22 protein-coding genes are annotated in these 24,877 nt (G+C 68.6%); 13 read left to right on the forward strand and 9 right to left on the reverse strand.

Translation table 11 applies throughout. From position 1 onward, the window contains the following. Both VNJ48_RS08625 and VNJ48_RS08630 read right to left on the reverse strand, forming a co-directional pair. Nucleotides 1–852, reverse strand: a complete 852-nt coding sequence (locus VNJ48_RS08625; RefSeq protein ID WP_325601093.1) for a DeoR/GlpR family DNA-binding transcription regulator — start codon at nucleotides 850–852, stop codon at nucleotides 1–3. Then, complete coding sequence (locus VNJ48_RS08630) at nucleotides 852–2,876, reverse strand: beta-galactosidase (RefSeq protein ID WP_325601095.1); 2,025 nt, start codon at nucleotides 2,874–2,876, stop codon at nucleotides 852–854. The genes VNJ48_RS08625 and VNJ48_RS08630 overlap by 1 nt, the downstream gene beginning before the upstream one ends. 133 nt (nucleotides 2,877–3,009) lie before the next feature. Between VNJ48_RS08630 and VNJ48_RS08635 the strand changes: the two genes are divergently transcribed. From VNJ48_RS08635 to VNJ48_RS08650, 4 genes are read left to right on the forward strand one after another with little or no spacing between them, the layout of a single operon-like run. Beyond that, the gene (locus tag VNJ48_RS08635) at nucleotides 3,010–4,335 is read left to right on the forward strand and encodes an ABC transporter substrate-binding protein (RefSeq protein WP_325601097.1); all 1,326 of its coding nucleotides are present in this window, start codon (nucleotides 3,010–3,012) and stop codon (nucleotides 4,333–4,335) included. Nucleotides 4,336–4,382: 47 nt separating this feature from the next. Next, nucleotides 4,383–5,318, forward strand: a complete 936-nt coding sequence (locus tag VNJ48_RS08640) for a sugar ABC transporter permease (RefSeq protein ID WP_325601099.1) — start codon at nucleotides 4,383–4,385, stop codon at nucleotides 5,316–5,318. Beyond that, on the forward strand, nucleotides 5,315–6,238 hold the full coding sequence (locus VNJ48_RS08645) for a carbohydrate ABC transporter permease (protein WP_325601101.1): 924 nt from the start codon (nucleotides 5,315–5,317) through the stop codon (nucleotides 6,236–6,238). The genes VNJ48_RS08640 and VNJ48_RS08645 overlap by 4 nt, the downstream gene beginning before the upstream one ends. After that, the gene (locus VNJ48_RS08650; protein ID WP_325601103.1) at nucleotides 6,238–8,388 is read left to right on the forward strand and encodes an alpha-galactosidase; all 2,151 of its coding nucleotides are present in this window, start codon (nucleotides 6,238–6,240) and stop codon (nucleotides 8,386–8,388) included. The genes VNJ48_RS08645 and VNJ48_RS08650 overlap by 1 nt, the downstream gene beginning before the upstream one ends. Here the strand turns inward: VNJ48_RS08650 and VNJ48_RS08655 are convergent. Then, the gene (locus VNJ48_RS08655; protein WP_325601105.1) at nucleotides 8,368–9,171 is read right to left on the reverse strand and encodes an aminoglycoside phosphotransferase family protein; all 804 of its coding nucleotides are present in this window, start codon (nucleotides 9,169–9,171) and stop codon (nucleotides 8,368–8,370) included. The genes VNJ48_RS08650 and VNJ48_RS08655 overlap by 21 nt on opposite strands. 32 nt (nucleotides 9,172–9,203) lie before the next feature. On the opposite strand from VNJ48_RS08655, the gene VNJ48_RS08660 reads away from it, so the two are divergent. Together VNJ48_RS08660 and VNJ48_RS08665 are read left to right on the forward strand one after the other, a co-directional pair. Then, entirely contained in the window at nucleotides 9,204–9,539 is a 336-nt protein-coding gene (locus VNJ48_RS08660) for a DUF1272 domain-containing protein (protein WP_325601107.1), read from the forward strand. A gap of 70 nt (nucleotides 9,540–9,609) precedes the next feature. Beyond that, nucleotides 9,610–10,473, forward strand: a complete 864-nt coding sequence (locus VNJ48_RS08665) for an aminoglycoside adenylyltransferase domain-containing protein (protein WP_325601109.1) — start codon at nucleotides 9,610–9,612, stop codon at nucleotides 10,471–10,473. Nucleotides 10,474–10,687: 214 nt separating this feature from the next. Here the strand turns inward: VNJ48_RS08665 and VNJ48_RS08670 are convergent, their stop codons facing one another. From VNJ48_RS08670 to VNJ48_RS08680, 3 genes are read right to left on the reverse strand one after another with little or no spacing between them, the layout of a single operon-like run. Then, nucleotides 10,688–10,963: a hypothetical protein gene (locus VNJ48_RS08670; protein ID WP_325601111.1), complete on the reverse strand. Its 276-nt coding sequence runs from the start codon at nucleotides 10,961–10,963 to the stop codon at nucleotides 10,688–10,690. 8 nt (nucleotides 10,964–10,971) lie between these two features. Next, nucleotides 10,972–12,249, reverse strand: coding sequence for a hypothetical protein (locus tag VNJ48_RS08675; RefSeq protein WP_325601112.1), 1,278 nt, complete (start codon nucleotides 12,247–12,249; stop codon nucleotides 10,972–10,974). Between the two features lies 1 nt (nucleotide 12,250). Continuing rightward, nucleotides 12,251–13,447 carry an SPFH domain-containing protein gene (locus VNJ48_RS08680; RefSeq protein ID WP_325601114.1) on the reverse strand — a complete coding sequence of 399 codons (1,197 nt, stop codon included), beginning with the start codon at nucleotides 13,445–13,447 and terminating at the stop codon, nucleotides 12,251–12,253. A 150-nt stretch (nucleotides 13,448–13,597) separates the two neighbouring features. Here VNJ48_RS08680 and VNJ48_RS08685 point away from each other — a divergent pair, with 150 nt between their 5' ends. After that, the gene (locus VNJ48_RS08685; protein WP_325601116.1) at nucleotides 13,598–14,209 is read left to right on the forward strand and encodes a hypothetical protein; all 612 of its coding nucleotides are present in this window, start codon (nucleotides 13,598–13,600) and stop codon (nucleotides 14,207–14,209) included. Nucleotides 14,210–14,273: 64 nt separating this feature from the next. Here VNJ48_RS08685 and VNJ48_RS08690 read toward each other — a convergent pair whose 3' ends face one another. Beyond that, nucleotides 14,274–15,014 carry a response regulator transcription factor gene (locus VNJ48_RS08690; protein WP_325601118.1) on the reverse strand — a complete coding sequence of 247 codons (741 nt, stop codon included), beginning with the start codon at nucleotides 15,012–15,014 and terminating at the stop codon, nucleotides 14,274–14,276. 125 nt (nucleotides 15,015–15,139) lie between these two features. On the opposite strand from VNJ48_RS08690, the gene VNJ48_RS08695 reads away from it, so the two are divergent. Then, entirely contained in the window at nucleotides 15,140–16,057 is a 918-nt protein-coding gene (locus VNJ48_RS08695) for a MerR family transcriptional regulator (RefSeq protein ID WP_325601120.1), read from the forward strand. 12 nt (nucleotides 16,058–16,069) lie between these two features. Here VNJ48_RS08695 and VNJ48_RS08700 read toward each other — a convergent pair whose 3' ends face one another. Both VNJ48_RS08700 and VNJ48_RS08705 read right to left on the reverse strand, forming a co-directional pair. Further along, complete coding sequence (locus tag VNJ48_RS08700; RefSeq protein WP_325601122.1) at nucleotides 16,070–16,744, reverse strand: MBL fold metallo-hydrolase; 675 nt, start codon at nucleotides 16,742–16,744, stop codon at nucleotides 16,070–16,072. Next, complete coding sequence (locus VNJ48_RS08705) at nucleotides 16,738–17,451, reverse strand: maleylpyruvate isomerase family mycothiol-dependent enzyme (RefSeq protein ID WP_325601124.1); 714 nt, start codon at nucleotides 17,449–17,451, stop codon at nucleotides 16,738–16,740. The genes VNJ48_RS08700 and VNJ48_RS08705 overlap by 7 nt, the downstream gene beginning before the upstream one ends. Before the next feature lie 137 nt (nucleotides 17,452–17,588). Here VNJ48_RS08705 and uvrA point away from each other — a divergent pair, with 137 nt between their 5' ends. From uvrA to rapZ, 5 genes are all read left to right on the forward strand, one after another. Beyond that, entirely contained in the window at nucleotides 17,589–20,633 is a 3,045-nt protein-coding gene (gene uvrA, locus VNJ48_RS08710) for an excinuclease ABC subunit UvrA (RefSeq protein WP_325601126.1), read from the forward strand. 9 nt (nucleotides 20,634–20,642) lie between these two features. Continuing rightward, complete coding sequence (locus VNJ48_RS08715; RefSeq protein WP_325601128.1) at nucleotides 20,643–21,098, forward strand: Rieske (2Fe-2S) protein; 456 nt, start codon at nucleotides 20,643–20,645, stop codon at nucleotides 21,096–21,098. 87 nt (nucleotides 21,099–21,185) lie between these two features. Further along, a complete protein-coding gene (locus VNJ48_RS08720; RefSeq protein WP_325601130.1) occupies nucleotides 21,186–21,941 on the forward strand; it encodes a collagen-like protein in 756 nt (251 codons plus the stop codon). A 59-nt stretch (nucleotides 21,942–22,000) separates the two neighbouring features. After that, nucleotides 22,001–24,004 carry an excinuclease ABC subunit UvrC gene (gene uvrC, locus VNJ48_RS08725; protein WP_325601131.1) on the forward strand — a complete coding sequence of 668 codons (2,004 nt, stop codon included), beginning with the start codon at nucleotides 22,001–22,003 and terminating at the stop codon, nucleotides 24,002–24,004. Continuing rightward, nucleotides 24,004–24,870, forward strand: a complete 867-nt coding sequence (gene rapZ / locus VNJ48_RS08730) for an RNase adapter RapZ (RefSeq protein ID WP_325601132.1) — start codon at nucleotides 24,004–24,006, stop codon at nucleotides 24,868–24,870. The genes uvrC and rapZ overlap by 1 nt, the downstream gene beginning before the upstream one ends. The last annotated feature ends 7 nt before the right edge of the window (nucleotides 24,871–24,877 follow it).

Raw genomic sequence — 24,877 nt, forward strand, 5'->3', positions numbered from 1 at the left:
CTACGGAGCGGCCTGGCTGTAGTGCTGCCTGGCTGAGCCGAGGTTTGCTGGGGAGTCGTCCGGACCGTCCGAGCCCTCCTGCGGCGCCACCAGGAGCAGCTCGTCGACGTGTTCGGCGAGTGACTGGCGTGCGGACTGGGAGAGCCCGTCGTCGGTGATGATGGTCGAGGCCTTCGACAGGGCGGCCATCGAGCTGAGCCCGACGACTCCCCACTTGGTGGCGTCGGCAACCACGACGAGCCGGCGACCGCTCGCGATCATCGCGCGGTTGGTCTCTGCCTCGAGCAGGTTGGGCGTGCTGAAGCCGGCTGACGCGTCCATTCCGTGCACGCCCATGAAGACCGTGTCGAGGTGCAGCGACCGCAGGGCGGCGATCGCCACGGGGCCCACCAGGGCGTCGGAGGGTGTCCGCACACCGCCCGTGAGGAGCACCGTGTGGCTGGGCACCCGGGCACGGTGGAGCAGGTCCGCGACCCAGACGGAGTTGGTGACGACAGTGAGCCCCGGGATGGCCACGAGATGCCGGGCGAAGGCGAAGGTCGTGGTGCCGGCCGAGACGGCGATGGCGGAGCCCGGGTGCACCAGCTGAGCTGCGCGGGCCGCGATCGCCTCCTTCTGCGCCAGCTGGCGGTCCGACTTCGCCTCGAAGCCGGGCTCGGCGGTGCTGGGCTCGGCGCGTACGACGGCGCCTCCGTGCACCTTCTCCAAGGCGCCCTGCTCGTGCAGTGCCAGCAGGTCGCGGCGGATCGTCATGTCGGAGACCCCGAGGGCGGAGACCAGGTGGCTGACCCGGACTATGCGGTCGCGCTCGAGGATCGCCATGATCTCCGAACGCCGTTGTGCCGCGAGCATCAGGCCTCCCGAACCACGGCAACGTGGCCCGCGGGCACCGTCAACCGTTCCTCGACCGTGCTGCCGGTCACGAGGTCCACGCCCCGGGCGTCCACCTGTGCCGGCGCGTCGGTGTGGTTCACCACGAAGAGCCACGACCTTCCGTCGTCCGATTCTCGGCGTGTCGCTTCCACGCCCGGGCGTACCTTAGCGATCGGCTCGACCCCGGCGGCTTCGAGCAGGAGGGCGACCAGCGCGTCGCCGCCGTCGCGGTCCAGCCGGGTGGCGACGTACCACGCGGAGCCCTGGCCCACGGTGTGACGCGTGACCGCCGGCACCTCCTGAGCCGGTCCGTCGAGATAGTGGGCGACCGCCTCCGCTCCGTCGAGGTGCAGGTGCTCGGTCCAGACGTCGGCAGTCCAACCGTTCGACAGGGTCACTCCCTCGTGCTCGCGCAGGGGCAGGAACTCCTCGACCCGGATGCCGAGCAGATCGCGGTACGACCCGGGATAGCCCCCCAAACGGACGTGGTCGAACTCGTCGACGATGCCGCTGAAGTAGGTCACCAGTGCTGTTGCGCCCCGCTCGACGGCCTCCTTCAACCGTGAGGCGGCGGCGTCGGTGACGGTGTACAGGGTGGGCACGAGGATCAGGTCGTAGCCGGTCAGATCGTCCTCCGGGTGGGCGAAGTCCACCCCGACCCCGGCGTCGGTGAGCGAGCGGTGCAGCGCATGGGCCCGGTCGAGATAGGTCACGTCGGTGCTCGGGTGGGAGTCGAGCTCACAGGCCCACCAGGCGTGCCAGTCGAAGAGCATGACGACCCGGTTGCGGACGACGCTGCCCTCCACCTCGGCAACGGCGTCGAGGACCTGTCGCAGCTCCACCGACTCACGCCAGATGCGGGTGTCGGTGCCGGCGTGGGGGAGGATCCCGGCGTGGTACTTCTCGGCCCCGGCCTGGGAGGCTCGCCACTGGAAGAACAGGATCCCGTCCGCCCCGCGTGCGACGTGCTGGATGGCGGAGCGCAGCAGCTCCCCAGGACGGCGGGCGATGTTGCGCGGCTGCCAGTTGACCGCCCCAGGGGAGGTCTCCATCAGCAGCCATGGACGCCCACCGGCGACCCCGCGAGTCAGGTCTGCGCAGAAGGCGAGCTCGGTGTGGGCGTCGGGGTCGGCCGCGAGCAGGTAGTGGTCGTTGGAGACGACGTCGACCTCGCGGGCCCAGGCCCAGTAGTCCATCTCGCGGATGTGCTCGGTGATCATGAAGTTCGTGGTCACGGGGACGCCGGGGGACACGTGGTGCAGCACGTCCCGCTCGGCGACGAAGTTGGCCAGCAGCTCGTCGGACGAGAATCGTCGGAAGTCCAGCTCGCGGGTCGGGTTGGCCACGGCGGCGGCGGTCCGCGGCGGCAGGATCTCCTGGAAGTCGGTGTAGCGCTGCGACCAGAAGGCCGTGCCCCAGGCGCGGTTGAGCTCCTCCAGGTCGCCGTACTTCTTCTGCAACCAGACGCGGAACGCAGCGGCGCTCACGTCGCAGAAGCACAGGGCGTTGTGGCAGCCGAGCTCGTTGCCCACGTGCCAGAGTCGGAGGGTCTCGAGGTCGCGATAACGCTCGGCGAGCTTGCTGCACAGGGCGACCGCGTGCTCGCGATAGACGGGGGAGCTGGGGCAGAAGCCCTGGCGACCACCCGGCCACAGACGCGTCCCCTCACGGGTCATCGGGAGCATCTCCGGGTGCAGTGCGGTCAACCACGGGGGCGGTGAGGCAGTGGCGGTGGCCAGGTCGATGCCGATCCCCGCCGAGGAGAGTCGCTCCAGGACGTCGTCGAGCCACTCGAAGCGGTAGTCACCGGGCGCCACCTCGAGGTGTGCCCACGAGAAGACGCCCACGGTGACGAGGTCCACGCCCGCCTCGAGCATGAGGCGCACGTCCTCGTCCCAGACGGCTGGGGGCCATTGCTCGGGGTTGTAGTCGCCCCCGAACGACAGGCGCTTCGGACGATCCCCGGGTGGCGCGGCCACACCCTCAGCGGTTGTTGAAAACAACAGGCAACTCCATCTGGTCCGTTTACTCTTGTGCGCTTTGACAAGTTGTGTGTCCTAGATGGTTGCAATGTGAGGTACTTCACGTCAATACTACAGCTCCCGTGTTTGTTCCTGTTTGCCTTGGAGGTCATTGATGAATCGTCCCAACGTTGGTTCGCAGCCCATCCCCGCGTCCGTCCTGGGGATGGCCGCTTCCCGACGGAACGTCCTCCGAGGCGGTCTGCTCGGCAGTGCGATGCTGGGCTCGTCCACCTTCCTCGCCGCGTGCGGAGGTGACGGCGGCAGCGGCGGCGGCGCGTCTGCAGCGGTCAAGTTCGGCATGAACGAGGCGAGCGGCGCAGGTCCCGCCTACGAGCGACTCGCTCAGATCGCGAAGGCCTACGAGAAGAAGTCCGGCATCAAGGTCGAGCGCAACGAGGTCGACCACAACACCTTCCAGGAGAACATCAACACCTACCTGCAGGGCAACCCCGACGACGTCTTCACGTGGTTCGCCGGCTTCCGGATGAACCAGTTCGCCGAGCAGGGCCTGATCACCGACGTCAGCGACGTGTGGCCCATCGACGGCCTTGCCGACAGCTTCAAGACCGCCTCCACCGCGAGCGACGGCAAGCAGTACTTCGTGCCCGTCGGCTACTACCCGTGGGCGATGTTCTACAAGAAGTCGGTCTTCGAGAAGAACGGCTACGCGCCCCCGACGACGCTCGACGAGCTGATGACGCTGAGCAAGAAGATGCAGTCGGACGACATCACGCCCATCGCGTTCGCCGACAAGGACGGGTGGCCCGCCATGGGCACCTTCGACATCCTCAACATGCGCATCAACGGCTTCGACTTCCACATGAGCCTGATGGCCGGTGACGAGGAGTGGGACTCCACCGAGGTCAAGCAGGTCTTCGACACCTGGGCGAGCCTGCTTCCCCTGCACCAGGCCGACCCCCTCGGCCGCACCTGGCAGGAGGCTGCGACGTCCCTGAGCACGGGCGAGTGCGGCATGTACCTCTTGGGGACGTTCGTCGTCGACGCCATCCCGGACGACGAGGACGACCTCGACTTCTTCACGTTCCCCGAGCTCGACAGCGCCATCGGCGCCACCGCTCTGGACGCCCCGATCGACGGCTTCTGCCTGTCGGCTGCAGGGAAGAACCAGGATGGTGGCAAGGAGATGCTCAAGTACCTCGGCACCGCTGAGGCGGCCGACGCTGCCAACAAGGGCACGACCCCGCTGATCGCTGCCAACTCCGGCGCCGACACCAGTGTCTACTCCGCCCTGCAGCAGAAGTCCGCCGAGGTCGTGGGCGAGGCCGAGAACATCGCGCAGTTCCTCGACCGCGACACCAGGTCGGACTTCGCCTCGACGGTCATCATCCCGTCCCTGCAGAAGTTCCTCGAGGACCCGTCGGACATCGATGGCGTGACCAAGAGCATCCAGGAGCAGAAGGAGTCGATCTTCGTCTGAGGATGAAACGCTCAGGCCAGGGACAACCACGAGGAATGTGAGGACCAGTGACGACAACGACGCCGGTAGCCGTGACGTCGGCGGACCCCCCCGTCACCCGCAAGCGACCACGTCGGGGTCTCCGCCCGCTGGATCGCGCGGTCGTCATCGCGATGATCGTGGTCCCCACCTCCTTCGTGGTGTTCCTGGTCTGGGTGCCGGCCATCTTGTCGATGGTGCTGTCGTTCGGCGCCTGGAACGGCATCGGTGAGCTCGACCAGATCACCTGGGTCGGCACCAAGAACTACACCGACATCGTCGACATCTATCCGGCGTTCTGGCCGGCGATCCGGCACAACCTGATCTGGCTGGCGTTCCTGTTCCTGGGTCCGACCCTGCTGGGCATACTGCTCGCCGTGATCCTGGACCGCAACATGCGCGGCAGCCGCTTCTACCAGACGGCGTTCTACATGCCGGTGGTCCTGTCGCTGGCCCTGGTCGGCTTCATCTGGCAGCTCTTCTACTCACGCGACCAGGGATTGATCAACCAGGTGTTCAACTCCGAGGTCGACTGGTACGGCGACTCGAGCGTCAACCTCTGGGCCGTCCTGGTCGCCACGGCGTGGCGGCACACCGGCTACATCATGTTGATCTACTTGGCGGGCCTCAAGGGCGTCGACGGGTCGCTGCGTGAGGCGGCCGCCATGGACGGGGCCAATGAGCGGACGACCTTCTTCCGGGTGATCTTCCCGGTGATGCGGCCGATCAACATGATCGTGCTGGTCATCGTGGTCATCGAGTCGCTCCGTGCCTTCGACCTGGTCTGGGTCGTGAACCGCGGCACCAACGGGCTCGAGCTGATCGGGGCGCTCGTCGCCCAGAACGTCGTCGGCGAGGCCAGTCGCTACGGCTTCGGCTCCGCTCTTGCGGTGATCATGATGTTGATCTCCACAGTCTTCATCGCGATCTACCTGCGCAACGTCTTCAAGGAGGAGCGGCCATGAGCACCCCCGCGACGGCCGTGGACCGGCCACGCACCAGGTCCCCGAAGCGGCTCGAGGGCGGAGTGACGGGCGGCAACCGGGGGACGGTCACCACCGTGATCATGGCGGTGCTCGCGCTGCTGTGGCTCTTCCCGTTGTTCTGGGCCGTGCTGAACTCCTTCCGGAGCTACACCTACACCCAGCAGAACGGTTATCTCTCCTTCGGTGGCTGGACGCTGGACAACTACCGCAACGTCTGGGAGAACGCCGGCCTCGGCAAGTTCTTCATCAACTCGCTGATCATCACCGTGCCGGCCGTGTTCCTGACCCTGTTCCTGTCCTCCTTGGTCGCCTTCGTGCTGGCCCGCTTCAGCTACCGCTTCAACCTGACGCTGCTGGCGATCTTCCTGGCCGCCAACCTGATGCCTCCGCAGGCTCTGTTGATCCCGGTCTACCGCATGTTCAGGGAGATCCCCCTTCCGCTCATGATGAGCGAGACCGGGACCGTGCTCGGCAGCTACTGGGGTCTGATCGCGATCAACGTCGCCTTCCAGCTCGGCTTCTGCACCTTCGTGCTCAGCAACTACATGAAGTCGCTGCCCTTCGAGATCTACGAGCAGGCCCAGATCGACGGTGCGAGCGTGTGGCGTCAGTACTGGCAGCTCACCATGCCTCTCGTCCGTCCCGCGCTGGCCGCGCTGGCGACGCTCGAGGTCACCTGGATCTACAACGAGTTCTTCTGGGCCACGGTGCTCCTCGGCGGGCAGGGGGACAAGTTCCCGATCACCAGTGCGCTCAACAACCTGCGCGGGCAGTTCTTCGTCGACTACAACCTGCTCTCGGCGGGCTCGGTGCTCGTCGCGCTACCGGTGCTGATCGTGTTCTTCGTGCTCCAGAAGCAGTTCGTCGCCGGCCTGACGCTCGGCTCGACGAAGGGTTGATGCGCGTGGACTCCGTCCACCTGAGCCGCGCCGGCGTCAGCGTCCTGTTGACGACCTCCGCGGCGGGGGTCCCTGTCCTCCTGCACTGGGGGACCGCCCTCGGTCCGGTCGACCCGACGTCGGCGGCCCGGCTCCTGACCCCCGGAGTGCCGCACTCAGCCCTCGACGACCCACGGCTCCGGGGGGTGGTGGGTGAGAACGTCGCCGGCTTCACCGGGCTGCCCGGTCTGGAGGGCTTCCGTCCCGGTGCCAAGGAAGCCGCCTGGGCGCCCCGGTTGCGCGACTGGTCGTGGCACCTCGACGAGGATGATGACGCCAGGCTGACGCTCAGCTCGACCGACGCCGAGTCGGGCTGGGGCGTTCGTGTCGATCTCGAGCTGACCCGCGAGGGACTCGTCCGCACGCGCACGCACATCACCAACACCGGCACCGGCGCGCTGGTCCTCACGGCCGTGCGGTGCGCCCTTCCCGTGGCGCCACGTGCCACTGAACTCCTCGACATGACGGGTCGCTGGTGCCGTGAGCGCACCCCGCAGCGTCGTCCGTGGCTGATCGGCACGCACCTGCGCGAGGGCCGCCACGGCCGGACCGGTCACGACGCGACCCTGTTGATGGTCGCCGGCACGCCGGCGTTCGGCTTCGGAGCAGGGGAGGTGTGGGCGACCCACGTCGCCTGGAGCGGCGACCATGCGGCGTACGCCGAACGGACGATCGAAGGCGAGTGCCTGCTCGGCGGCGGCGAGCTGCTCGGTCCGGGCGAGGTGGAGCTGCAGGAGGGCGCGACCTACACCAGCCCCTGGCTCGTCGGCTCGCACAGCACCTCCGGCCTGGACCACGCGAGTGCCCGCATCCACGGCTGGCTGCGCCGTCAGCTGCCGCTCAACCAGCGGCCGGTGCTGATCAACACCTGGGAGGCCGTCTACTTCGACCACGACCTGCAGGGACTCACGGACCTCGTCGACGCGGCTGCCGGTGTGGGCGTGGAGAGGTTCGTCCTCGACGACGGCTGGTTCAACGGCCGCCGATCGGACCGCGCCGGCCTCGGCGACTGGACCGTCGGCGCCGAGCAGTGGCCCGACGGGCTGCACCCGCTCATCGAGCGCGTCCATGCCGCGGGCATGGACTTCGGGCTCTGGGTGGAGCCGGAGATGGTCAACGAAGACTCCGACGTCGCCCGCGAGCACCCCGACTGGATCCTGCGGGGGCGCGGAGAGCTGCCGCCGACGTGGCGCCATCAGCAGGTGCTCGACCTGCAGGACCCCGACGCATACGCGCACGTGCGGGACGCCCTGATGGCGATCCTGGACGAGTATCCGATCGCCTTCCTCAAGTGGGACCACAACCGCGACCTCATCGACGTCGCCCACGGCGGACGCCCGGCCGTCCACGGCCAGACCGAGGCGTTCTACCGCCTCCTGGACGAGCTTCGAGCCGCGCATCCGGGTCTCGAGATCGAGTCGTGCTCGAGCGGCGGGGCACGCATCGACCTGGAGGTGCTCACCCGCACCGACCGGGTCTGGCCCAGCGACACCATCGACGCGGTCGAGCGCCAGCGCATCCAGCGCTGGACGTCCCTGCTGGTGCCGCCGGAGCGTCTCGGTGCCCATGTCGGCGGCCCGGTCGCCCACACCACCGGCCGACACGCATCCCTCGGCTTCCGCGCCGCGACCGCGCTGCTGGGCCACTTCGGCCTCGAGTGGGATGTCCGCCGGTTGACCGACGCCGAGCGCGAGGAGCTCTCGGCCTGGGTCGCGCTGCACAAGCGGATCCGTCCGCTGCTGGCCGCGGGGCGCCTCGTCCGGGGCGACGACCACGACCCGGCGGTCGTGGTGTCCGGCATCGTCGACCCGACGGGCGCAGAAGGGTGGTACGTCGTGGCGACTGTCGACACAGTCGTGACCCAGGCCCCGCCGCCGGTGTTGCTGCCCGGCCTCGATCCGGATCGCAGCTACACCGTGTCGGTGGAGACCCCGGCGAGCACCTCACCAGCCTTCGATCTCGGCACCACCTGGCGCGACGGCGAGCCGGTGGAGGCCACCGGCGCACTGCTCACCACGCTCGGCGTGCGGCTCCCGGTCATGGCACCCGAGACGGCGGTCGTGCTGAGAGCCCAAGCCATCTCCCAGCGGTCAGTCGCCGATCAGCCGTAGGACGTGACGTGCCTGGTCCTCGGTGGCCCCGGGAGGGTTGCGGTGCCATCCGCGGTTGCCGGGCAGCAACATCGCGAGCCAGAAGCAGGCAAACATCCGGCGATGGTGCTCCACCTGTGCTCGCCGGGACGTGTCGAGGCCGAATGCGCGCAGGAGCTCCTCGACATCGAGCCGTCGCTGCAGTCGGGACGACGCGTGCTCGACGACGTCGGCCAGCTCGTAGGCGAGGTCCGAGGCGCCGTACTCCTCCCAGTCGATCAACCGGCACACCTCGCCGTCCCACAGCACGTTGTCGAGGTTGCCGTCGCCGAGTGCGATCACACGATCGACGATCCAGTCGCTGGCGGTCTCATGGTCATCGGTCCACGCCCGCGCCACGGCCACGGCGTGCCGTACCAGGGCTGAGTCCTGGCACATCGTCCATTCGTACTCCTGAGCCAGCCAGGACCGGAAGAGCTCGGGAAGGCACGCCGGCGTGTTCGCCCGCTCCGGCAGGACTGCCGGCACCGGCACGGTGAAGAGCTGCTGCAGGGCCGAGATCAAGGCGTCTGTCTGCAGTTTGGAGAGCGCCCCTGTCAACGGCTCCCCGGGCACGCGGGACATCACGACCACGGGACGACCCTCCACCACGGACCGCTCGATCGGCCGCGGCCCCAGACCGGGTGCGTGCTGCTCGAGGTGCTCGAGGGCCGCCCACTCGCGGTCCGGCTCGCCCTTCGACCAGGAGACGTAGGTCTTGCGTACGACGTCGTCCACGAACTCGATGTCGTGGGTGTGCTGCACGGGCCCGACGCTACTGGCCACGACTCGGGGACATGGCGCCGCTCCACGGAATCGGCGGGACTTCGCCGTACCCCGGCAGGAATGCGGCGGCGCGCGTCCCGGCGATGCGCGACCATCATCAGGTGCTGGAACTACGACCCAACTGCGAGTGCTGCGACAAGGACCTGTCACCTGCCGCTCAGGACGCGATGATCTGCACGTTCGAGTGCACCTTCTGCCGCACCTGCGTGGACACGATCTTGAAGGGCGTGTGCCCCAACTGCGGCGGGGGCTTCACTCCGCGTCCGATCCGCCCGGCCGAAGCGCTGAGTCGCTATCCTGCGTCGACGGTTCGCGTCGTGGCGGAGGGATGCGCCGACGGCCGGTGACCGGGCAGCCGTTGTGGCGACCGCGAAAACGACGTTGCGTGCTGCCGGGCGGACTGGTCTCCTTCACTGCGTGACCGCCGACCAGCTGACCGCCATCCTTGAACGCCAGCTGGACCGCCCCGAGGCCGAGCTGCTGCGAACTGTCCTGGCTGCGCTGGACCACCAGGTGCGCTCCGCGCTCGGCGACTCGGTGGTGGGGATCTATCTCAAGGGCTCGTTCGCACTGGGATCGGGTGACTCGCACTCGGATGTCGACTTCCTGGTCGTGACCCACGACGAGCTCACGCCGGCTGAGGAGCAGCGTGTCCGCGCGCTCCATCGCTCGTTTCCGGATCGGACCGAGAACTGGGCCCACGTCCTTGAAGGCTCCTACGCTCCTGCCGACGCACTGGCCCGCCGAGCCGATGGCACGCCCTGGCTGTACGTGGACAACGGCCAGCGTGAGATGGAGCTGTCCACGCACGACAACACCGAGGTCTTCCGCTGGGTCCTCAAGCACCACGCAGTGGTCGTTTCGGGCGCGGTCGGCGGCTCCCTGGTGCCGCAGGTGCCGGATTCCGCCGTGCGCGACGAAGCAGCGCGGCTGGCCGTGGAACGGCACGACTCTGCGCTGGCCGAACCGGAGTACCTCGCCAACGGGTGGGGCCAACCGCACGAGGTGCTGACCAACTGCCGCATGCTCTACACCGCGACCACGGGTGCGGTGTGCGGAAAGGTCGCGGCAGCGCAGTGGTGTCTCGACATAGTTGCCGACGAGTGGCTCCCGCTCATCCGTGCTGCCATCAGCAGCCGCCCGGATCCCTGGCAGCGCGTCCACCAGCAGGCCGACCCGGAGCTGACCGCCCGTACGGCGCCCTTCATCACCTACATGACGTCCAGCATCCTCGAGGCAGCCGAGAGGCCGGCTCTTCGTGAGCCAGTAGGGCCGAACTGAGGAGACGAGAAGTCCGCCCTGCGCGGGCTCCCGAGACAGCGGTACTTCGCTGCCATCAGGTGGCACCGAACGACCGCTATGTGCGGCCGAGAGCACCGACCCGAGTGACTGTGGCTTTGGTGTCACCCACGGACACCAAAGCCACAGTCAACCGAACGCCAACGCGAAGGCGGCCGCCATGGCCCCGCTGTTCGCCGCAGGACCGGCGCCCAGGTCAGCGAAGCCGCTCGACGCGCTTGCGGTGCTGCTCGGAGTTGTCACCGTCGATGTCGGAGTCGCGGGTCCGGGAGATGTGGTTGATCTTCTCCTCCTGGCTCTGCACCGGCTGCGCCTCGATGAGGGTGTCGCGCTCGAACGCGTGCGACTTGTCGTTGTTGCGGTAGTAGCGGTAGAGCGCCCAGTAGGTGGCCGCGGCGCCGGCCGGTCCGGCGGCGAGCAGCCACACCAGACCGTCGTCGTCCGAGGCCATCACCACGATCTCGGTGAACATGGTGGCGATCATGCGGACGCCACCAGGATGTAGCCCGCGATGCCCTCGAGGAAGGTACCGACGGTCATGGCGGCGGCGATGAGCCTCCACTGGGAGACCGGGACGCTGCCCATCGTCTCTCCAGTGCGGGCGTTGACCGCGATGTAGTGGAGCATCTTGGTGTCCTCCTGGTAGTAGGAGTAGAGCCAGACCGGGAGATACATGGAGACCCAGCGCGAGCCGGCGACGTTGACCTGCTCCTGCTCCCAGCGCACGCCGCGGTCGAACTGCGCGAGGGAGGCGTGCACCTGCGAGCGACCGATGGACAGCAGCTGGTCCTCCAGGACGGGCTTCATGTCGCCGACGTCACGGTCGCGCTTCTCGCTGGTGAACCCGACGAGATAGCTGGAGTTCCACTTCACCGCGTTCTTGGTGTCGAACGGGAGGATGGTGTTGATGATGTTGTTGGTCTCGCTGCCGTCGAACTCCGCCCGACCAGCAGCGCCCTCGATCGTCAGGTCGTCGACGGTGAAGTCGACCGAGCGATTGACGCGGTAGACGTCTGCCGCGTAGTAGGTGACCGAGTTGTCGCCCTGCTTCTCGGTCCAGCGTCGCGTCTGGACCTCGCCGGTGCCGACGTACGCCGCATCGGCGCGCGCGTCGATGACGAGGTAGGGGAGGTAGACGCCGAGGACGTTCTCGGGCACGAACTCCTTCTTGAAGCGCGGGTGGGCGAAGAGTCGGCGCTTCGAGGCGAACTCCCGGATCTTCTCCACCGCCTCGACGTGGGTCAGCTTGAAGGGCAGGACCGCATCGGGTACGGCGCCGTTGGGCGTCCGCTCGTTGATGTTGAGGGTATGGCGACACCAGTGGCAGCGCGCGTTCAGGGCGTGGTCGGTGTCGACGATGACGTCGGCGCCACACCCTCCGCACTTCAGCGTGATGACGTCCTCGGCGTCGGCCGAGATCGCCTCGGCGCCGGTCGCGACGACGGTGCCCTTGAGGTCGTGGATGCCCTCCCCGAGACCGAACTCCTCCTCGACGCGGGCTTCTTCCCACTGGTGACGGCAGAACAGGCACATCAGCATGGCGGTCGAGCCGCGCAGGCGTACGTCCGTCGAGCCGCACTTGGGGCAGCGGTTGAGACCGTCTGCCAAGGACTCGTTGATGATGTCGATGCTCGGGCCCGGCTCGGGCTCGGCCCGCGCTGCCGCGAGCTCCTCCTCGAGAGACAGCGGCGGACCGTCGAAGACGGGCGCGTCGGGATCACGAGGCTGCTGGGCGTCCCCCTGTGCTCCGATGGTCATCTCAGAGCCCCAGTGCCTTTGCCTTCGCCGCGTCGTAGTCGGCCTGGGTGATCAGGCCGGCGTCCAACATGTCCTTGGCCCGCTTGAGGACCGCCATGGGATCGTCCGCGGCGGGTGCCGCCGGTGCAGCCGGGGCCGCCGGTGCTGCAGGGGCCGCAGGCGCGGCCGGTGCCGGGGCGGGCTGCTGGAGCCCACCGAGGCCCATCCCACCGGTGGCCATGCCCATCCCGATCAGTCCGCCGGGTCCCGCGTTCTCGCCGGCCGACTCGATGCCCGCGGCGACGGACGCCTGGAGGTTCGAGTTGCCCCGGGACCCCGACAGGGCATCGGCACGTTGGACGTTCTTGAGCAGCTCGCGGGTGTTCTCGTCGTACTCGATCGAGATGATCGCGGTCTTGACGATCTCGAGCCCGCGGTCGGTGCGCCAGCGGTAGTTCTCCTCGACTGCGGCGGACAGCGACTGCGCGAAGCCGATCGAGTCCTGCTGGAGCCGGCTGATCCGATTGCCCTTGGCGGGATCGTTGGTGTACATCGAGAACGCCGGTGCCAACGAGCCGACGACCTCGTTGAAGAGCTGCTCGCCGGCGGGGTTGTCGATGTCGGTGAAGTCGAAGATCGACTCACCGCTGATGACGCCCGCGGAGACGAAGTTGCGGATGAAGGTGAGGGGGTCGGTGATCTTCAGGGTGTAGGTGCCGCGGGTAATCGCGCCGACCTGGGTGTTGAGGAACGCGTCGTCCCAGTAGATCTCCGACTGGGTGCCGAACTTGTTGTTGGGCAGCTCCTTGAGCGCTACGAACAGGGCCGTCTGCTGGGATGACGGGCGCCCGCCGAACTTGAAGCGCTCCCAGCTCTGCTTGATCACTGAGTCCATGAGCCCGCCGCCGGAGAAGACCGACTGCGACGAGGCCTCTTCCGAGTTCCATACGTAGCCACCGGGCTCGGCGGCGAAGCCGGTGAAGGCGCCGTCCTGGAGCAGCACCAGGCCGTAGCCCTCCGGCACGACGATCTTCGAACCGTTGGTGATGATGCCGGTCGAGGCGCTGTCGTTGCCGCCGCGGCCGGCGTTCTCACCCTTGCGCACGGCCGGGAACACCGCTGCCGTGGCAGGCAACCCGTCCGGGACGCCGAAGAAGTCGAGCCACTGGTCGCTGAGCGTGCCGCCGATGGCGCCGATCGCTGCCTGGAAGAGTCCCATTGTCAAAGTCCTTCGAGGGTTCCAGTCGTGGGCGGTGCTGCCCCCGACACGTCGCTCACCCCAATGGGTGGTCGACCGCCGCAACCCTAGCGCTCAGGCAGCGTCCGAGCAGCCGATTCTCGTGACGCCGTTCCGGCTATCGTCACCAGCGTGTCCGGTCGCCAGCGCATCTTCGTGGTGAGCACAATGGGGGAGAAGTCCGGGCTTCCGCGACTCTCCGACGACCTCGGTCGCCACCCGGTCGTCCTCACCGCCCCGACGGCGGAAGCAGAGCGAGTGGTGCGTGGTCTCCGCGTCGAGCCCCAGGTGGACATGCTCCTGGCGCCCGCGAGATTCCCCCGCGCGGACCGCGGGCACCGCCTCGACGAGCTGGTCCGGCGCCATGCCCTGCGCGACAGGTTCCGAGACGTCGTGGTCGTGACGGACCCGGCGACGGCGACACTGCTGCTGCGTGTCCTCGCGCCGGATCAGCTGCCGACCGGTGGGGCGGTGACGGTGGTGGGTCTCCCGCGAGGGGATCGCCCGGTCGCCGTACGGCGTGCTGCCATCGCCGGGATCGTCCTGGGGATCGCAGCCGCTCTCGCTCAGCCGATGGTGCCGATCCTCGCGGTGTCGGCCGTGACGGCCCTGGGCGGCGTTGCCCTGGTGGTGGTCCGGCCCGTGCGACACCTGGGGCGCGAGATGCTGCTCGCGGCTGCCATCTGCGTCGTGGTCGTCCTCGTGCTGGTCGCCGGGTCCGCCCGCTTCCCTGCCGGTTGGTGACGTCCCATCCCCGAGCCCACGTCAGGGCCGGTACGTCGGGTGCCGCTCGCGCAGCTCCCGTCAATCACACGGCGACCCGCGGACCCCGTTCGCGGTCGCCGGTTGTGAGGATTGCGGGACCCTGGCGAGCAACAGTCACGGACGCGGCTGGGCCGCCGTAGCCGTGGTTCAGTCCCCAGAGGACGGCCTGGCTGCGGGACTCGACGTCGATCTTGCGGTAGCAGGCCCGGATGTAGGACTTCACGGAGTTCACCGACAGGTGCAACGTCTCCGCGATCTCCGCGTTGCTGTAGCCACTCGCGATGTGGGTCAGCACATCCGCCTCGCGGCCGGTCAGGAGCTCGCCGCGATCGGTCCGGCCGCCCTGGGGGTGCCCTGATCCTCCACCAGCGGAGACCACCGCGCGGCCGGCGTTCATGGAGTGCAGGGCGTCGACCAGTTCCTCGCTCGTCAGGCCCTTGCCGAGGTATCCGCAGGCGCCCTGCTCGATGAGCTCGGCCGCAGACCACGGCTGGAAGTTCCACGTGAAGATGGCGACCTTGCGGAGTCGGTTGTCAGCAATCAGCTGTTCCAACCGGCGCGGCCGGGAGGGTCCACTGAGGGTGTGGTCGTAGAGCGCGATGTCGATCGGCTGCACGTCGCGTGTCGCCACGCTGACCAGTTCGACCTGGTCGCGGTGGTCGCGCAGCATCGATGCCATTCCCCGGGACGTGAGCTCGTCGTCGTCGACCAGGGTGACTCGTACAGGCTTCTTGGAGGCACCCGTGCCGGTCGGGGCGTCGAAACCGGAACGTGTTGCGGACATCAGTCCACTCCTCTCGATTGCTTGACAGCGCGTCCCGCGGTGTCGGGTCCGCGTCAAACGTAGAATCAAAACCCCGACTTGTCCAGCCTTTGTCCAAGGTAAGTCCCGAGAACCCTAGGCAAACTATGTACACGATCAAGCGAGCGGCGCAGCTCACGGGTGTCCCCGAGACGTCCCTGCGTGCCTGGGAGCGCCGCTACGGCGTGTGGGCCCCGCATCGCAACGAGGCCGGCTACCGCGTCTACGACCAGGAATCCCTGGCCGTCATCTCCACCATGCGCAGACTGGTGGACGACGGCTGGTCGCCCACAGCCGCTGCCGACGCCGTTCGGAACGGGACGATCCCGCCCGCGCTCGTGGCGCGCGTGGACGAGGAGTCACGGGAGGCTGCAACAACGACTCTCCCCGGCTCAACCAGCTACACCGAGCGCTTCCTGAGAGCGGCAGCCGAGATGGACGTCGCCGCGATCGAGGACAGTCTCGACGGCGGGTTCTCGCTCGGGTCCTTCGAGCACGTCGTCGACGCCTGGTTGTTCCCCACCCTCGAGTCGCTCGGGGACGGCTGGGCGCGAGGTGAGATCGACGTCGCGGGTGAGCACGCGGCGAGTCACGCAGTGCATCGGCGTCTGGCGGCCGCCTTCGACGCCGCCGGCAGCAGGTCCCGAGGCCCTGCGGTGGTCGTCGGGCTCCCCTCGGGCAGCCAGCACGACCTCGGCGCGCTCGCGTTCGCCACGGCCATCCGCAGGCGAGGCCTGCATGTCCTCTACCTCGGGGCCGACGTGCCCGTGAGCAGCTGGGAGGCGGCCGTGGCGAGCCACTCAGCGCTGGCGGCAATCCTGGCCGTCGTCACTCCTCAGGACCGTCCGGCAGCGATCACCGTGGCCGAGCGGCTCGCCCAGCATCAGCGCCCGCCCCTCGTCTGCGCGGGTGGTGCCTCGGGAGCCGACCTCGCCCCCGGCGTCCTCGACCTTCCGTGGGGCATCGGAGACGCCGCTCAGGAGCTCGATCGACTCACGGACGAGCTGGCGACCCAGCCGGTCTGAGTCGCCCAGCAGCTACCAGCCGCGCTCGCGCCACTCGGCGAGGTGCGGGCGCTCGGCGCCGAGGGTCGAGTCGCTGCCGTGTCCGGGGTAGAACCACACGTCGTCGCCGTACACGTCGAAGATCTTGGTCGAGACGTCGTTGATCAGCGACTCGAAGGCTGCGCTGTCGCCGAAGGTGTTGCCGACACCGCCGGGGAAGAGCGAGTCGCCGGTGAAGAGGTGTCCCTGGCCGGTGTCGTCCTCCCAGAAGAGCGCGATCGAGCCGGGGGTGTGGCCTGCCAGGGCGATCACGGTCAGGTCGCAGGTGCCGGCCGCGACGCGGTCACCGTCGGTGACGGTCCGGTCGACGGCGACCCCCGTCTGGGCGGTGACCTCGGCTGCGTCGGGCGCGCCGGCGATGACCTGTGCACCGGTCGCGGCCACCACCTCGGCGAGGGCGCGGTGGTGGTCCCAGTGCTGGTGGGTCGTGACGACTGCAGCGAGTGGACGGTCACCGACCAGCGCCAGCAAGGTGGGTGCGTCCGCCGCCGCATCGATGAGCACGAGCTCGTCGGTCTCCTCGCAGTGCAGGAGGTAGGCGTTGTTGGACATGTCGGGATCGACGGCCACCTTGGTGATCGTCACGCACCCGGCCTTGCGGGTCTGGGGCGGCCCGCCCGGGGTCACATCGCCGGTGTAGCTCACCATGCCGGAACCTCCGGAAGCTCGTCGTGGTCAACGGTCAGGGTGCCACGGTCGTCACGGCCGGTGAGCCACCAGGCCAGGTCGTGCGCGTCGCCCGAGACGGTGGCGGCGGGCTCGCCGTCGCCGAGCTCCCAGGTCTGGGCGAGGTCACGAGCCAGCACCCGGAACGGAACGGGCCAGTCACCCGCGCGCTTGACCGCGGACTCGATGACCTGCACGGAGAACGCGGGCACCCAGTCGCGGTTCGAGTAGTCCAGCCCGAGGTCCGCATGGTGGATCTCCACCTCGCGCAGCCGCATCAGCACGGTCGATCGTGCGCGGAAGGCGGGGTTGCCCGGGGTGCGCTCGATCGTCGCCTCCCACTGGTCGTGCGGCAGGGCCGAGAGCTCGCGGTCGAAGAGCTGGGTCGACGCCTCCACCCGCGCACGGATCTCACTCGGTACGGCGACGCCGAGCGCGGCGATGTCGCGGTTGCGGGCCTCCTGCGACTCGTACATGGGAGTCCCGGCACCCGTGGTCACCCCGCGCAGGGCGCCCGCGAGGCCCTCGCCGTTGAGGGCCAGGTGCGCCAGCACATGTCCGACGGTCCACTCAGGGAGGAGGGACGCATGGGCGTACGTCGAGTCGTCCAACCCGTCCACCGTTCGCACCAGCCGCTGGTTGGCGGCAGTGAGGAGCTCGAGCTGCGTGGGTTCCACCGAGTGCGTCATGTCCTCATTCAACACACTCCTGCGCAGGTTGGGCAGGCCCGTAGGATCGACAGCTGACCCGCGCGGCGTGTTGCAACCCGGCGTCACATGGCGAACACTTGTTCGAACCGCATCCTCGCAGACCTCGAAGGACGACCGTGATCGACCAGCTCATCATCCGGGGCGCCCGGGAACACAACCTCAAGGACGTCTCGCTCGACCTGCCGCGCGACGCCCTGATCGTGTTTACCGGCCTGTCCGGCTCCGGCAAGTCGAGCCTGGCCTTCGACACCATCTTCGCCGAGGGGCAACGGCGCTACGTCGAGTCGCTGTCGGCATACGCCCGGCAGTTCCTCGGCCAGATGGACAAGCCGGACGTCGACTTCATCGAGGGGCTCTCCCCGGCGGTCAGCATCGACCAGAAGTCGACCAGCAAGAACCCCCGCTCCACGGTCGGCACGATCACCGAGGTCTACGACTACCTCCGCCTGCTGTTCGCCCGAGCGGGTCGCGCGCACTGCCCCGTCTGCGGGTCGCCGATCGAGCGCCAGACACCCCAGCAGATCGTGGACAAGATCCTCGCCCTCGAGGAGGGCGTGCGGTTCCAGGTGCTGGCACCGGTGATCCGCGGCCGGAAGGGCGAGTTCGTCGAGCTCTTCCGTCAGCTCCAGACGCAGGGATTCTCGAGGGCTCGGGTCAACGGCGAGACCCACGCTCTCGACGACCCGCCCAAGCTGGACAAGCAGAAGAAGCACACCGTCGAGGTGGTCGTCGACCGGCTCGCGGTCAAGGAGAGCTCAAAGCGCCGACTGACCGACTCGGTCGAGACCGCGCTCCAGCTCGCCGGCGGCCAGGTGCTCTTCGACTTCGTCGACCTGGACCCCAAGGACGCGGGCCGTGAGCTCCGCTTCTCCGAGCGGATGGCCTGCCCCAACGAGCACAGCATCGACACCGACGAGCTCGAGCCGCGCTCCTTCTCCTTCAACTCGCCCTTCGGCGCCTGCCCCCAGTGCAGTGGCCTGGGGACGCGGATGGAGGTCGACCCCGAGCTCGTGGTGCCCGACCAGCACGCCACGCTGGGGGAGGGGGCCATCCAGCCGTGGAGCTCGGCCCACGTGGCCGACTACTTCCTGCGCCTGATGAACGCGCTCGGCCAGGAGATCGGCTTCGACCTCAACACGCCGTGGATCGACCTCACGCCCAGGGCGCGCACGTCGCTCCTCGAGGGACACTCGACCAAGGTCCACGTCGTCACCAAGAACCGCTACGGCCGCCAGCGCGCCTACTACGCCGCTTTCGAGGGCGTCCGGCCCTACATCGAGCGCCGCCACCGCGAGGCGGAGTCCGACACCAGCCGCGACCGGTTCGAGGGGTTCATGCGCGAGGTGCCCTGCCCTGCCTGCCAGGGCAGTCGACTCAAGCCGGTCTCGATGGCGGTCACGCTCGGCGCCAAGGAGCAGGGCGGCAAGAACATCGCCGAGATCTGTGCGATGCCGATCAACGAGGCGGCCGACTACCTGCGCACCCTCGACCTCTCGGTGCGCGAGAAGCAGATCGGCGAGCGCGTCCTGAAGGAGATCCAGGAGCGGCTCAACTTCCTGCTCGACGTCGGGCTCGACTACCTCTCCCTCAACCGTCCCTCCGGCTCGCTGTCCGGGGGCGAGGCGCAGCGGATCCGGCTGGCCACCCAGATCGGGGCGGGGCTGGTCGGGGTCCTCTACGTCCTTGACGAGCCGTCCATCGGGTTGCACCAGCGCGACAACCACCGCCTCATCGAGACCTTGAAGCGGCTCAAGGACCTCGGCAACACCCTGATCGTGGTGGAGCACGACGAAGACACCATCCGCACCGCCGACTGGGTGGTCGACATCGGCCCCGGCGCCGGCGAGCACGGCGGACAGGTCGTGCACTCCGGCAGCGTCCAGGGTCTGCTCGACCACCCCGACTCGATGACCGGGCAATACCTGAGCGGACGCCGCGAGATCCCTGTTCCCGCCGTACGCCGCCCGCGGACCGTCGGGCGCGAGCTGACCGTCCACGGCGCGAAGGAGCACAACCTGCGCGACGTCGACGTCAGCTTCCCGCTCGGCGTCTTCTGCGCGGTGACCGGTGTGTCGGGATCGGGCAAGTCGACCCTGGTCAACGACATCCTCTACACCTCGTTGGCCAAGCAGATCTACAACGCCCGCACCGTCCCCGGCCGACACACCAAGATCACCGGCCTGGAGCACGTCGACAAGGTGATCCACGTCGACCAGTCGCCGATCGGCCGGACCCCCCGCTCCAACCCGGCGACGTACACCGGGGTCTTCGACCACGTCCGCAAGCTCTTCGCCTCGACCCCCGAGGCCAAGATGCGCGGCTACCTCCAGGGCCGCTTCTCGTTCAACGTCAAGGGTGGTCGCTGCGAGGCCTGCTCGGGTGACGGCACGATCAAGATCGAGATGAACTTCCTGCCCGACGTCTATGTGCCGTGCGAGGTCTGCCACGGCGCGCGCTACAACCGCGAGACCCTCGAGGTGCACTACAAGGGCAAGACCATCGCCGAGGTGCTGGACATGCCGATCGAGGAGGCCGCCGACTTCTTCGCGGCCGTCCCGGCCATCTCCCGACACATGAAGACGCTCTGCGAGGTCGGGCTCGGCTACGTCCGCCTGGGCCAGCCGGCCACGACGCTGTCCGGAGGCGAGGCGCAGCGGGTCAAGCTCTCCAGCGAGCTGCAGAAGCGCTCCACCGGCCGGACCGTGTACGTCCTCGACGAGCCCACGACCGGGCTGCACTTCGAGGACATCCGCAAGCTCCTGCTGGTGCTGGGCCGACTCGTCGACCAGGGCAACACCGTGCTGGTCATCGAGCACAACCTCGACGTCATCAAGACTGCCGACTGGTTGATCGACATGGGCCCCGAGGGTGGCTCGAGAGGCGGCATCGTCGTGGCAGAGGGGACGCCGGAGGACGTCGCGGCCCACCCGGACAGCTTCACCGGGGAGTTCCTCGCCCCCCTGCTCGAGGGCCGCGGTGCGAAACAGCCCCGGGGCAGGGTGCAGCCCAAGGCGGAGCCCGCGCGGCCGCTGAGCAAGGCGGCCGCCAAGAAGGCAGCCGCCGCTACGAAGAAGGTGGAAGCGGCTGCGAAGAAGGCGACCGCGAAGAAGGCGACCGCGAAGAAGATCGCCACGAAGAAGGCGGCTTCGGCCAAGAAGTAGTCTCGCGCCATGACTTCTCCCTTGAACCGCCGACGGGTGCTCGGTGGCGCAACAGCAGCCGTGATCGGTCTGCCGGTGCTCGCAGCGTGCGCCGGTGATGACAACGACTCGGCAGCGGACACGTCCACGAAGACGAGCGACTCGACAGGGTCTGCCGAGCCGTCCGCCGGGGCCGGTGCGGGCGCCTTGGCCGCGACCTCCGACGTCCCAGTCGGCGGCTGCGCCGTCTTCTCCGAGCAGAAGGTGGTCCTCACGCAGCCCGCCGAGGGCGAGTTCAAGGCCTTCTCCTCGGTCTGCACCCACCAGGGCTGCACCGTGAGCGCAGGCAGCGACGGCGTCATCCCCTGCAACTGCCACAGCAGCAAGTTCTCGCTGGAGGACGGCTCCGTCATCTCCGGACCGGCCACGGCACCGCTCGCCGAGGTGGCGATCACTATCGAGGGCGACTCGATCTCCCTGGCCTGATCACGGTTTCGCCAACACCGGACGGTGCCCTAGTTTGAGCCGGACCGGTGCCACACAGGGTGGCCCCCGCACAGAGGGTCTCCGCTCATGACTGCACCTCGCTCGTCCCGCCTGCCCGAGCTCGCTGTCCTGGCCACGACCGCGATCGCATCTGCTGCACTGGTGGTGACCGCAGGACCGGCCACGCTGGCCGCGGCTGATCGGCTCATCACCGGCCAGGACATCGCCGACCGCAGCATCGGGGCCAAGGACCTTGGCAAGGATTCGGTGCGGAGCAAGACCATTCGCAAGAACGCCGTCCAGGGCAGCGACATCCTCGACGGCACCATCACCGCCGAGGACCTCGCCGCCGGCCTCCGAGGCGTCGTCGGGCCGACCGGTGCCACGGGAGCCCCCGGCAAGGACGGCGCCGCCGGGGTTGCCGGACCGCCCGGCCAGGGCAAGCCCACCGGCGTCGCGACCTGGAGGATCCACCACCAGGCAAACGGTGCAACGTCGTTCTCGAAGGACTCCACGGACACCGTGCCTGCCGGAGCGCTGGTCGAGCCCTTGGCCTACACGTTCACCGGGGACTTCTCCAGCTGCACCGGGTCCAAGGGCGGCGGCAGGAACGGGCAGTTCTCGCTGGTGAACGTGTCGGGACTGGTCAGCATCAACGACACCACTGCCACGGCTCAGCCTGTGCAGTCCCTGAGCTCAGCTCCGAGCGCTCTGCGATTCACCACCTCCTGCATCACGGGTGGCGGGGACGTGGGGACGCCGGGTCCGATTCCCTCCTTCGACGCCTCGCTGACCTTCCAGTGGACCGTCCGAGACACCACGCCCACGCGCTCCTTCAGCTGACGTCACTCGCAGGGTCGGCGCCGTCCTCGAGTGTCGGCGCCGGCCCGTAGGGTTGTGGCATGGCTTCACCGGCGTCCTATCGACCCCAGCCCGGGTCGATCCCCACCCAGCCGGGGGTCTACCGCTTCCGCGACGCCAAGGGCCGCGTCATCTACGTCGGCAAGGCCAAGAACCTTCGCTCGCGCGTGTCGTCCTACTTCCAGGACATCCGCAACCTGCACTCGCGCACCGCCTCGATGGTCACGAGCGCGGCCAGCGTCGAGTGGACGACCGTCAAGACCGAGGTCGAGGCCCTCCAGCTCGAATACAGCTGGATCAAGGAGTTCGACCCGCGCTTCAACGTGAAGTATCGCGACGACAAGTCCTATCCGTGGCTCGCCGTGACGGTCGGTGAGGAGTTCCCACGGGTGATGGTCGGCCGCGGCGCCAAGCGCAAGGGCACCCGCTACTTCGGGCCCTACGGCCACGCCTGGGCGATCCGCGAGACCGTCGACCTTCTCCTCCGGGTGTTCCCGATGCGCTCGTGCAGCAACGGCGTGTTCAAGCGCTCCAGCCAGATCGGCAGGCCGTGCCTGTTGGGCTACATCGAGAAGTGCGCCGCTCCCTGCGTCGGCAACGTCACCGCCGAGCAGCACCGCGAGATCGTCGACGACTTCTGCGACTTCATGGCCGGCAACACCTCGGCCTTCGTCAAGCGCGTCGAGAAGCAGATGTATGCCGCCTCCGAGGCCCTGGACTTCGAGCGAGCCGCGCGGCTGCGAGACGACCTGGGCGCCCTGACCAAGGCGATGGAGAAGCAGGCCGTGGTGCTGGCCGACGGCACCGACGCCGACGTGATCGCCCTGGCCGAGGACCCGCTCGAGGTCGCGGTGCAGATCTTCTACGTCCGCGGCGGACGGATCCGCGGACAGCGGGGCTGGGTCGCCGACCGCACGGACGACGGCGGGACACCCGAGCTGGTCCAGGACTTCCTCCTCCAGCTGTACGGCGGCGAGTCCGACTCGATCCCGCGCGAGGTGCTCGTCCCGGCGCTCCCGCCTGACGCCGGGGTGCTCGAGGAGCTGCTGAGCGACCTGCGAGGCAGCCGCGTCACGATCCGGGTGCCGCAGCGGGGGGCCAAGCTGGCGCTCCAGCAGACGGTCGCCACCAACGCCCGGCAGTCGCTCGTGCTCCACAAGACCCGACGGGCCAGTGACCTGACCACGCGCAACCGTGCCCTCGAGGAGATCCAGTCGGTCCTGTCCCTCGACGAGGTGCCGTTGCGGATCGAGTGCTACGACGTCTCCAACCTCCAGGGCACCGAGGTCGTCGCCTCGATGGTCGTCTTCGAGGACGGGTTGCCACGCAAGGGCGAATACCGCCGCTTCGTGATCAAGCCCGAGACCGGGGAGACCGAGGTGACCCAGAACGACGTCGCCCACATGCACCAGGTGATCACCCGCCGGTTCCGCCGGCTGCTCGACGAGCAGGCGAAGAGCGAGGCGGTGTCGACCGACTCCGGACCCATGCTCGTCGACCCCGAGACCGGTCGCCCACGCAAGTTCGCCTACGCGCCGGGGCTGGTGGTCGTCGACGGTGGTCCACCCCAGGTAGCGGCAGCGCAGCAGGCGCTGACCGAGCTCGGCATCAACGACATCCCCGTCTGCGGCCTGGCCAAGCGGCTCGAGGAGGTCTGGCTGCCGGCCGAGGAGGACCCGGTGATCCTGGCGCGGACGAGTGAGGGGCTCTACCTCCTCCAGCGGATCCGCGACGAGGCCCACCGGTTCGCCATCACCCACCACCGGTCACGCCGCTCCAAGTCGATGGTGGAGAGCGCGCTCGACGACGTGCCCGGCCTCGGGGAGGTGCGCCGCAAGACGTTGCTCAAGCACTTCGGCTCCCTGAAGAAGCTGAGGCTCGCGGAGGCCGAGGAGATCGCTCTCGTGCCCGGCATCGGTCCCCGCACGGCCGAGGCCATCAAGGCGGCCGTCGCCACCGCTGAGTCGACCCGCAAGAATGCCGGCACCACCGCCCACGCCGTCCAGGTCAACACCGCGACCGGCGAGATCATCGAGGAGAACTGATGGAGCCCACCCCCGGCGAGCTCGTGATCGTCACCGGCATGACCGGGGCCGGTCGCAGCACGGCCGCCAAGGAGCTCGAGGACCTCGGGTTCTTCGTGGTCGACAACCTCCCGCCGACGCTGGTGCGCGACGTCGTCCGCCTCGTCGACGACAGTCGTGGGGTCGCCGAGCCCATCGCGGTCGTGGTCGACGTACGCTCCGGCTCGTTCTTCGCCTCCCTGCAGGCCAACCGGCACCAGGGCGTGACCGGCCGGCCGACGACCCTGCTGTTCCTCGAGGCGACCGATGACGTCCTCGTACGCCGCCAGGAGGCCGCTCGTCGTCCCCACCCGCTCCAAGGGAGCGGTCGCCTCCTCCACGGGCTGCAGCGTGAGCGCGAGGTGCTGGCCGAGGTGCGGGCCGACGCCGACGTCATCATCGACACCACCAACCTCAACGTGCACCAGCTGACCGACCGGATCGGTGAGCAGTTCGGCAGCCCCGAGGCCCTGAAGCTCAAGGTGACGGTCGTGTCGTTCGGCTTCAAGTACGGCATCCCGGTCGACGCCGACTTCGTCGCGGACATGCGGTTCCTCCCCAACCCGCACTGGGTGCCCGAGCTCCGCCCTCGGACCGGGCGCGACGAGGAGGTGGCCGACTACGTCAAGCAGCGTCCCGCGGCGCAGACGTTCCTCGACCAATACGTGCCGGTCCTCGAAAACGTCGCCAGCGGCTACCTCACCGAGGGCAAGCGGTTCATGACCATCGCGATCGGCTGCACGGGCGGCAAGCACCGCAGCGTCGCGATGAGCGAGGAGATCGCTGCCCGACTGCGCGAGCACGGCTTCGACACGCAGGCCAGCCACCGCGACCTCGGGCGGGAGTGAGGCCAGG

The sequence above is a fragment of the Nocardioides sp. genome (assembly GCF_035576065.1).
Classification (GTDB): domain Bacteria; phylum Actinomycetota; class Actinomycetes; order Propionibacteriales; family Nocardioidaceae; genus Nocardioides.

What these genes read in the sequence shown, in the direction of transcription:
- VNJ48_RS08625 (WP_325601093.1), bottom strand. Translation starts at nt 852, where the DNA reads ATGCTCGCGGCACAACGGCGTTCGGAGATCATGGCGATCCTCGAGCGC.
- VNJ48_RS08635 (WP_325601097.1), top strand. Translation starts at nt 3,010, where the DNA reads ATGAATCGTCCCAACGTTGGTTCGCAGCCCATCCCCGCGTCCGTCCTG.
- VNJ48_RS08645 (WP_325601101.1), top strand. Translation starts at nt 5,315, where the DNA reads ATGAGCACCCCCGCGACGGCCGTGGACCGGCCACGCACCAGGTCCCCG.
- VNJ48_RS08650 (WP_325601103.1), top strand. Translation starts at nt 6,238, where the DNA reads ATGCGCGTGGACTCCGTCCACCTGAGCCGCGCCGGCGTCAGCGTCCTG.
- VNJ48_RS08660 (WP_325601107.1), top strand. Translation starts at nt 9,204, where the DNA reads ATGGCGCCGCTCCACGGAATCGGCGGGACTTCGCCGTACCCCGGCAGG.
- VNJ48_RS08670 (WP_325601111.1), bottom strand. Translation starts at nt 10,963, where the DNA reads ATGTTCACCGAGATCGTGGTGATGGCCTCGGACGACGACGGTCTGGTG.
- VNJ48_RS08675 (WP_325601112.1), bottom strand. Translation starts at nt 12,249, where the DNA reads ATGACCATCGGAGCACAGGGGGACGCCCAGCAGCCTCGTGATCCCGAC.
- VNJ48_RS08680 (WP_325601114.1), bottom strand. Translation starts at nt 13,447, where the DNA reads ATGGGACTCTTCCAGGCAGCGATCGGCGCCATCGGCGGCACGCTCAGC.
- VNJ48_RS08690 (WP_325601118.1), bottom strand. Translation starts at nt 15,014, where the DNA reads ATGTCCGCAACACGTTCCGGTTTCGACGCCCCGACCGGCACGGGTGCC.
- VNJ48_RS08695 (WP_325601120.1), top strand. Translation starts at nt 15,140, where the DNA reads ATGTACACGATCAAGCGAGCGGCGCAGCTCACGGGTGTCCCCGAGACG.
- VNJ48_RS08700 (WP_325601122.1), bottom strand. Translation starts at nt 16,744, where the DNA reads ATGGTGAGCTACACCGGCGATGTGACCCCGGGCGGGCCGCCCCAGACC.
- VNJ48_RS08705 (WP_325601124.1), bottom strand. Translation starts at nt 17,451, where the DNA reads ATGACGCACTCGGTGGAACCCACGCAGCTCGAGCTCCTCACTGCCGCC.
- VNJ48_RS08715 (WP_325601128.1), top strand. Translation starts at nt 20,643, where the DNA reads ATGACTTCTCCCTTGAACCGCCGACGGGTGCTCGGTGGCGCAACAGCA.
- VNJ48_RS08720 (WP_325601130.1), top strand. Translation starts at nt 21,186, where the DNA reads ATGACTGCACCTCGCTCGTCCCGCCTGCCCGAGCTCGCTGTCCTGGCC.
- uvrC (WP_325601131.1), top strand. Translation starts at nt 22,001, where the DNA reads ATGGCTTCACCGGCGTCCTATCGACCCCAGCCCGGGTCGATCCCCACC.
- rapZ (WP_325601132.1), top strand. Translation starts at nt 24,004, where the DNA reads ATGGAGCCCACCCCCGGCGAGCTCGTGATCGTCACCGGCATGACCGGG.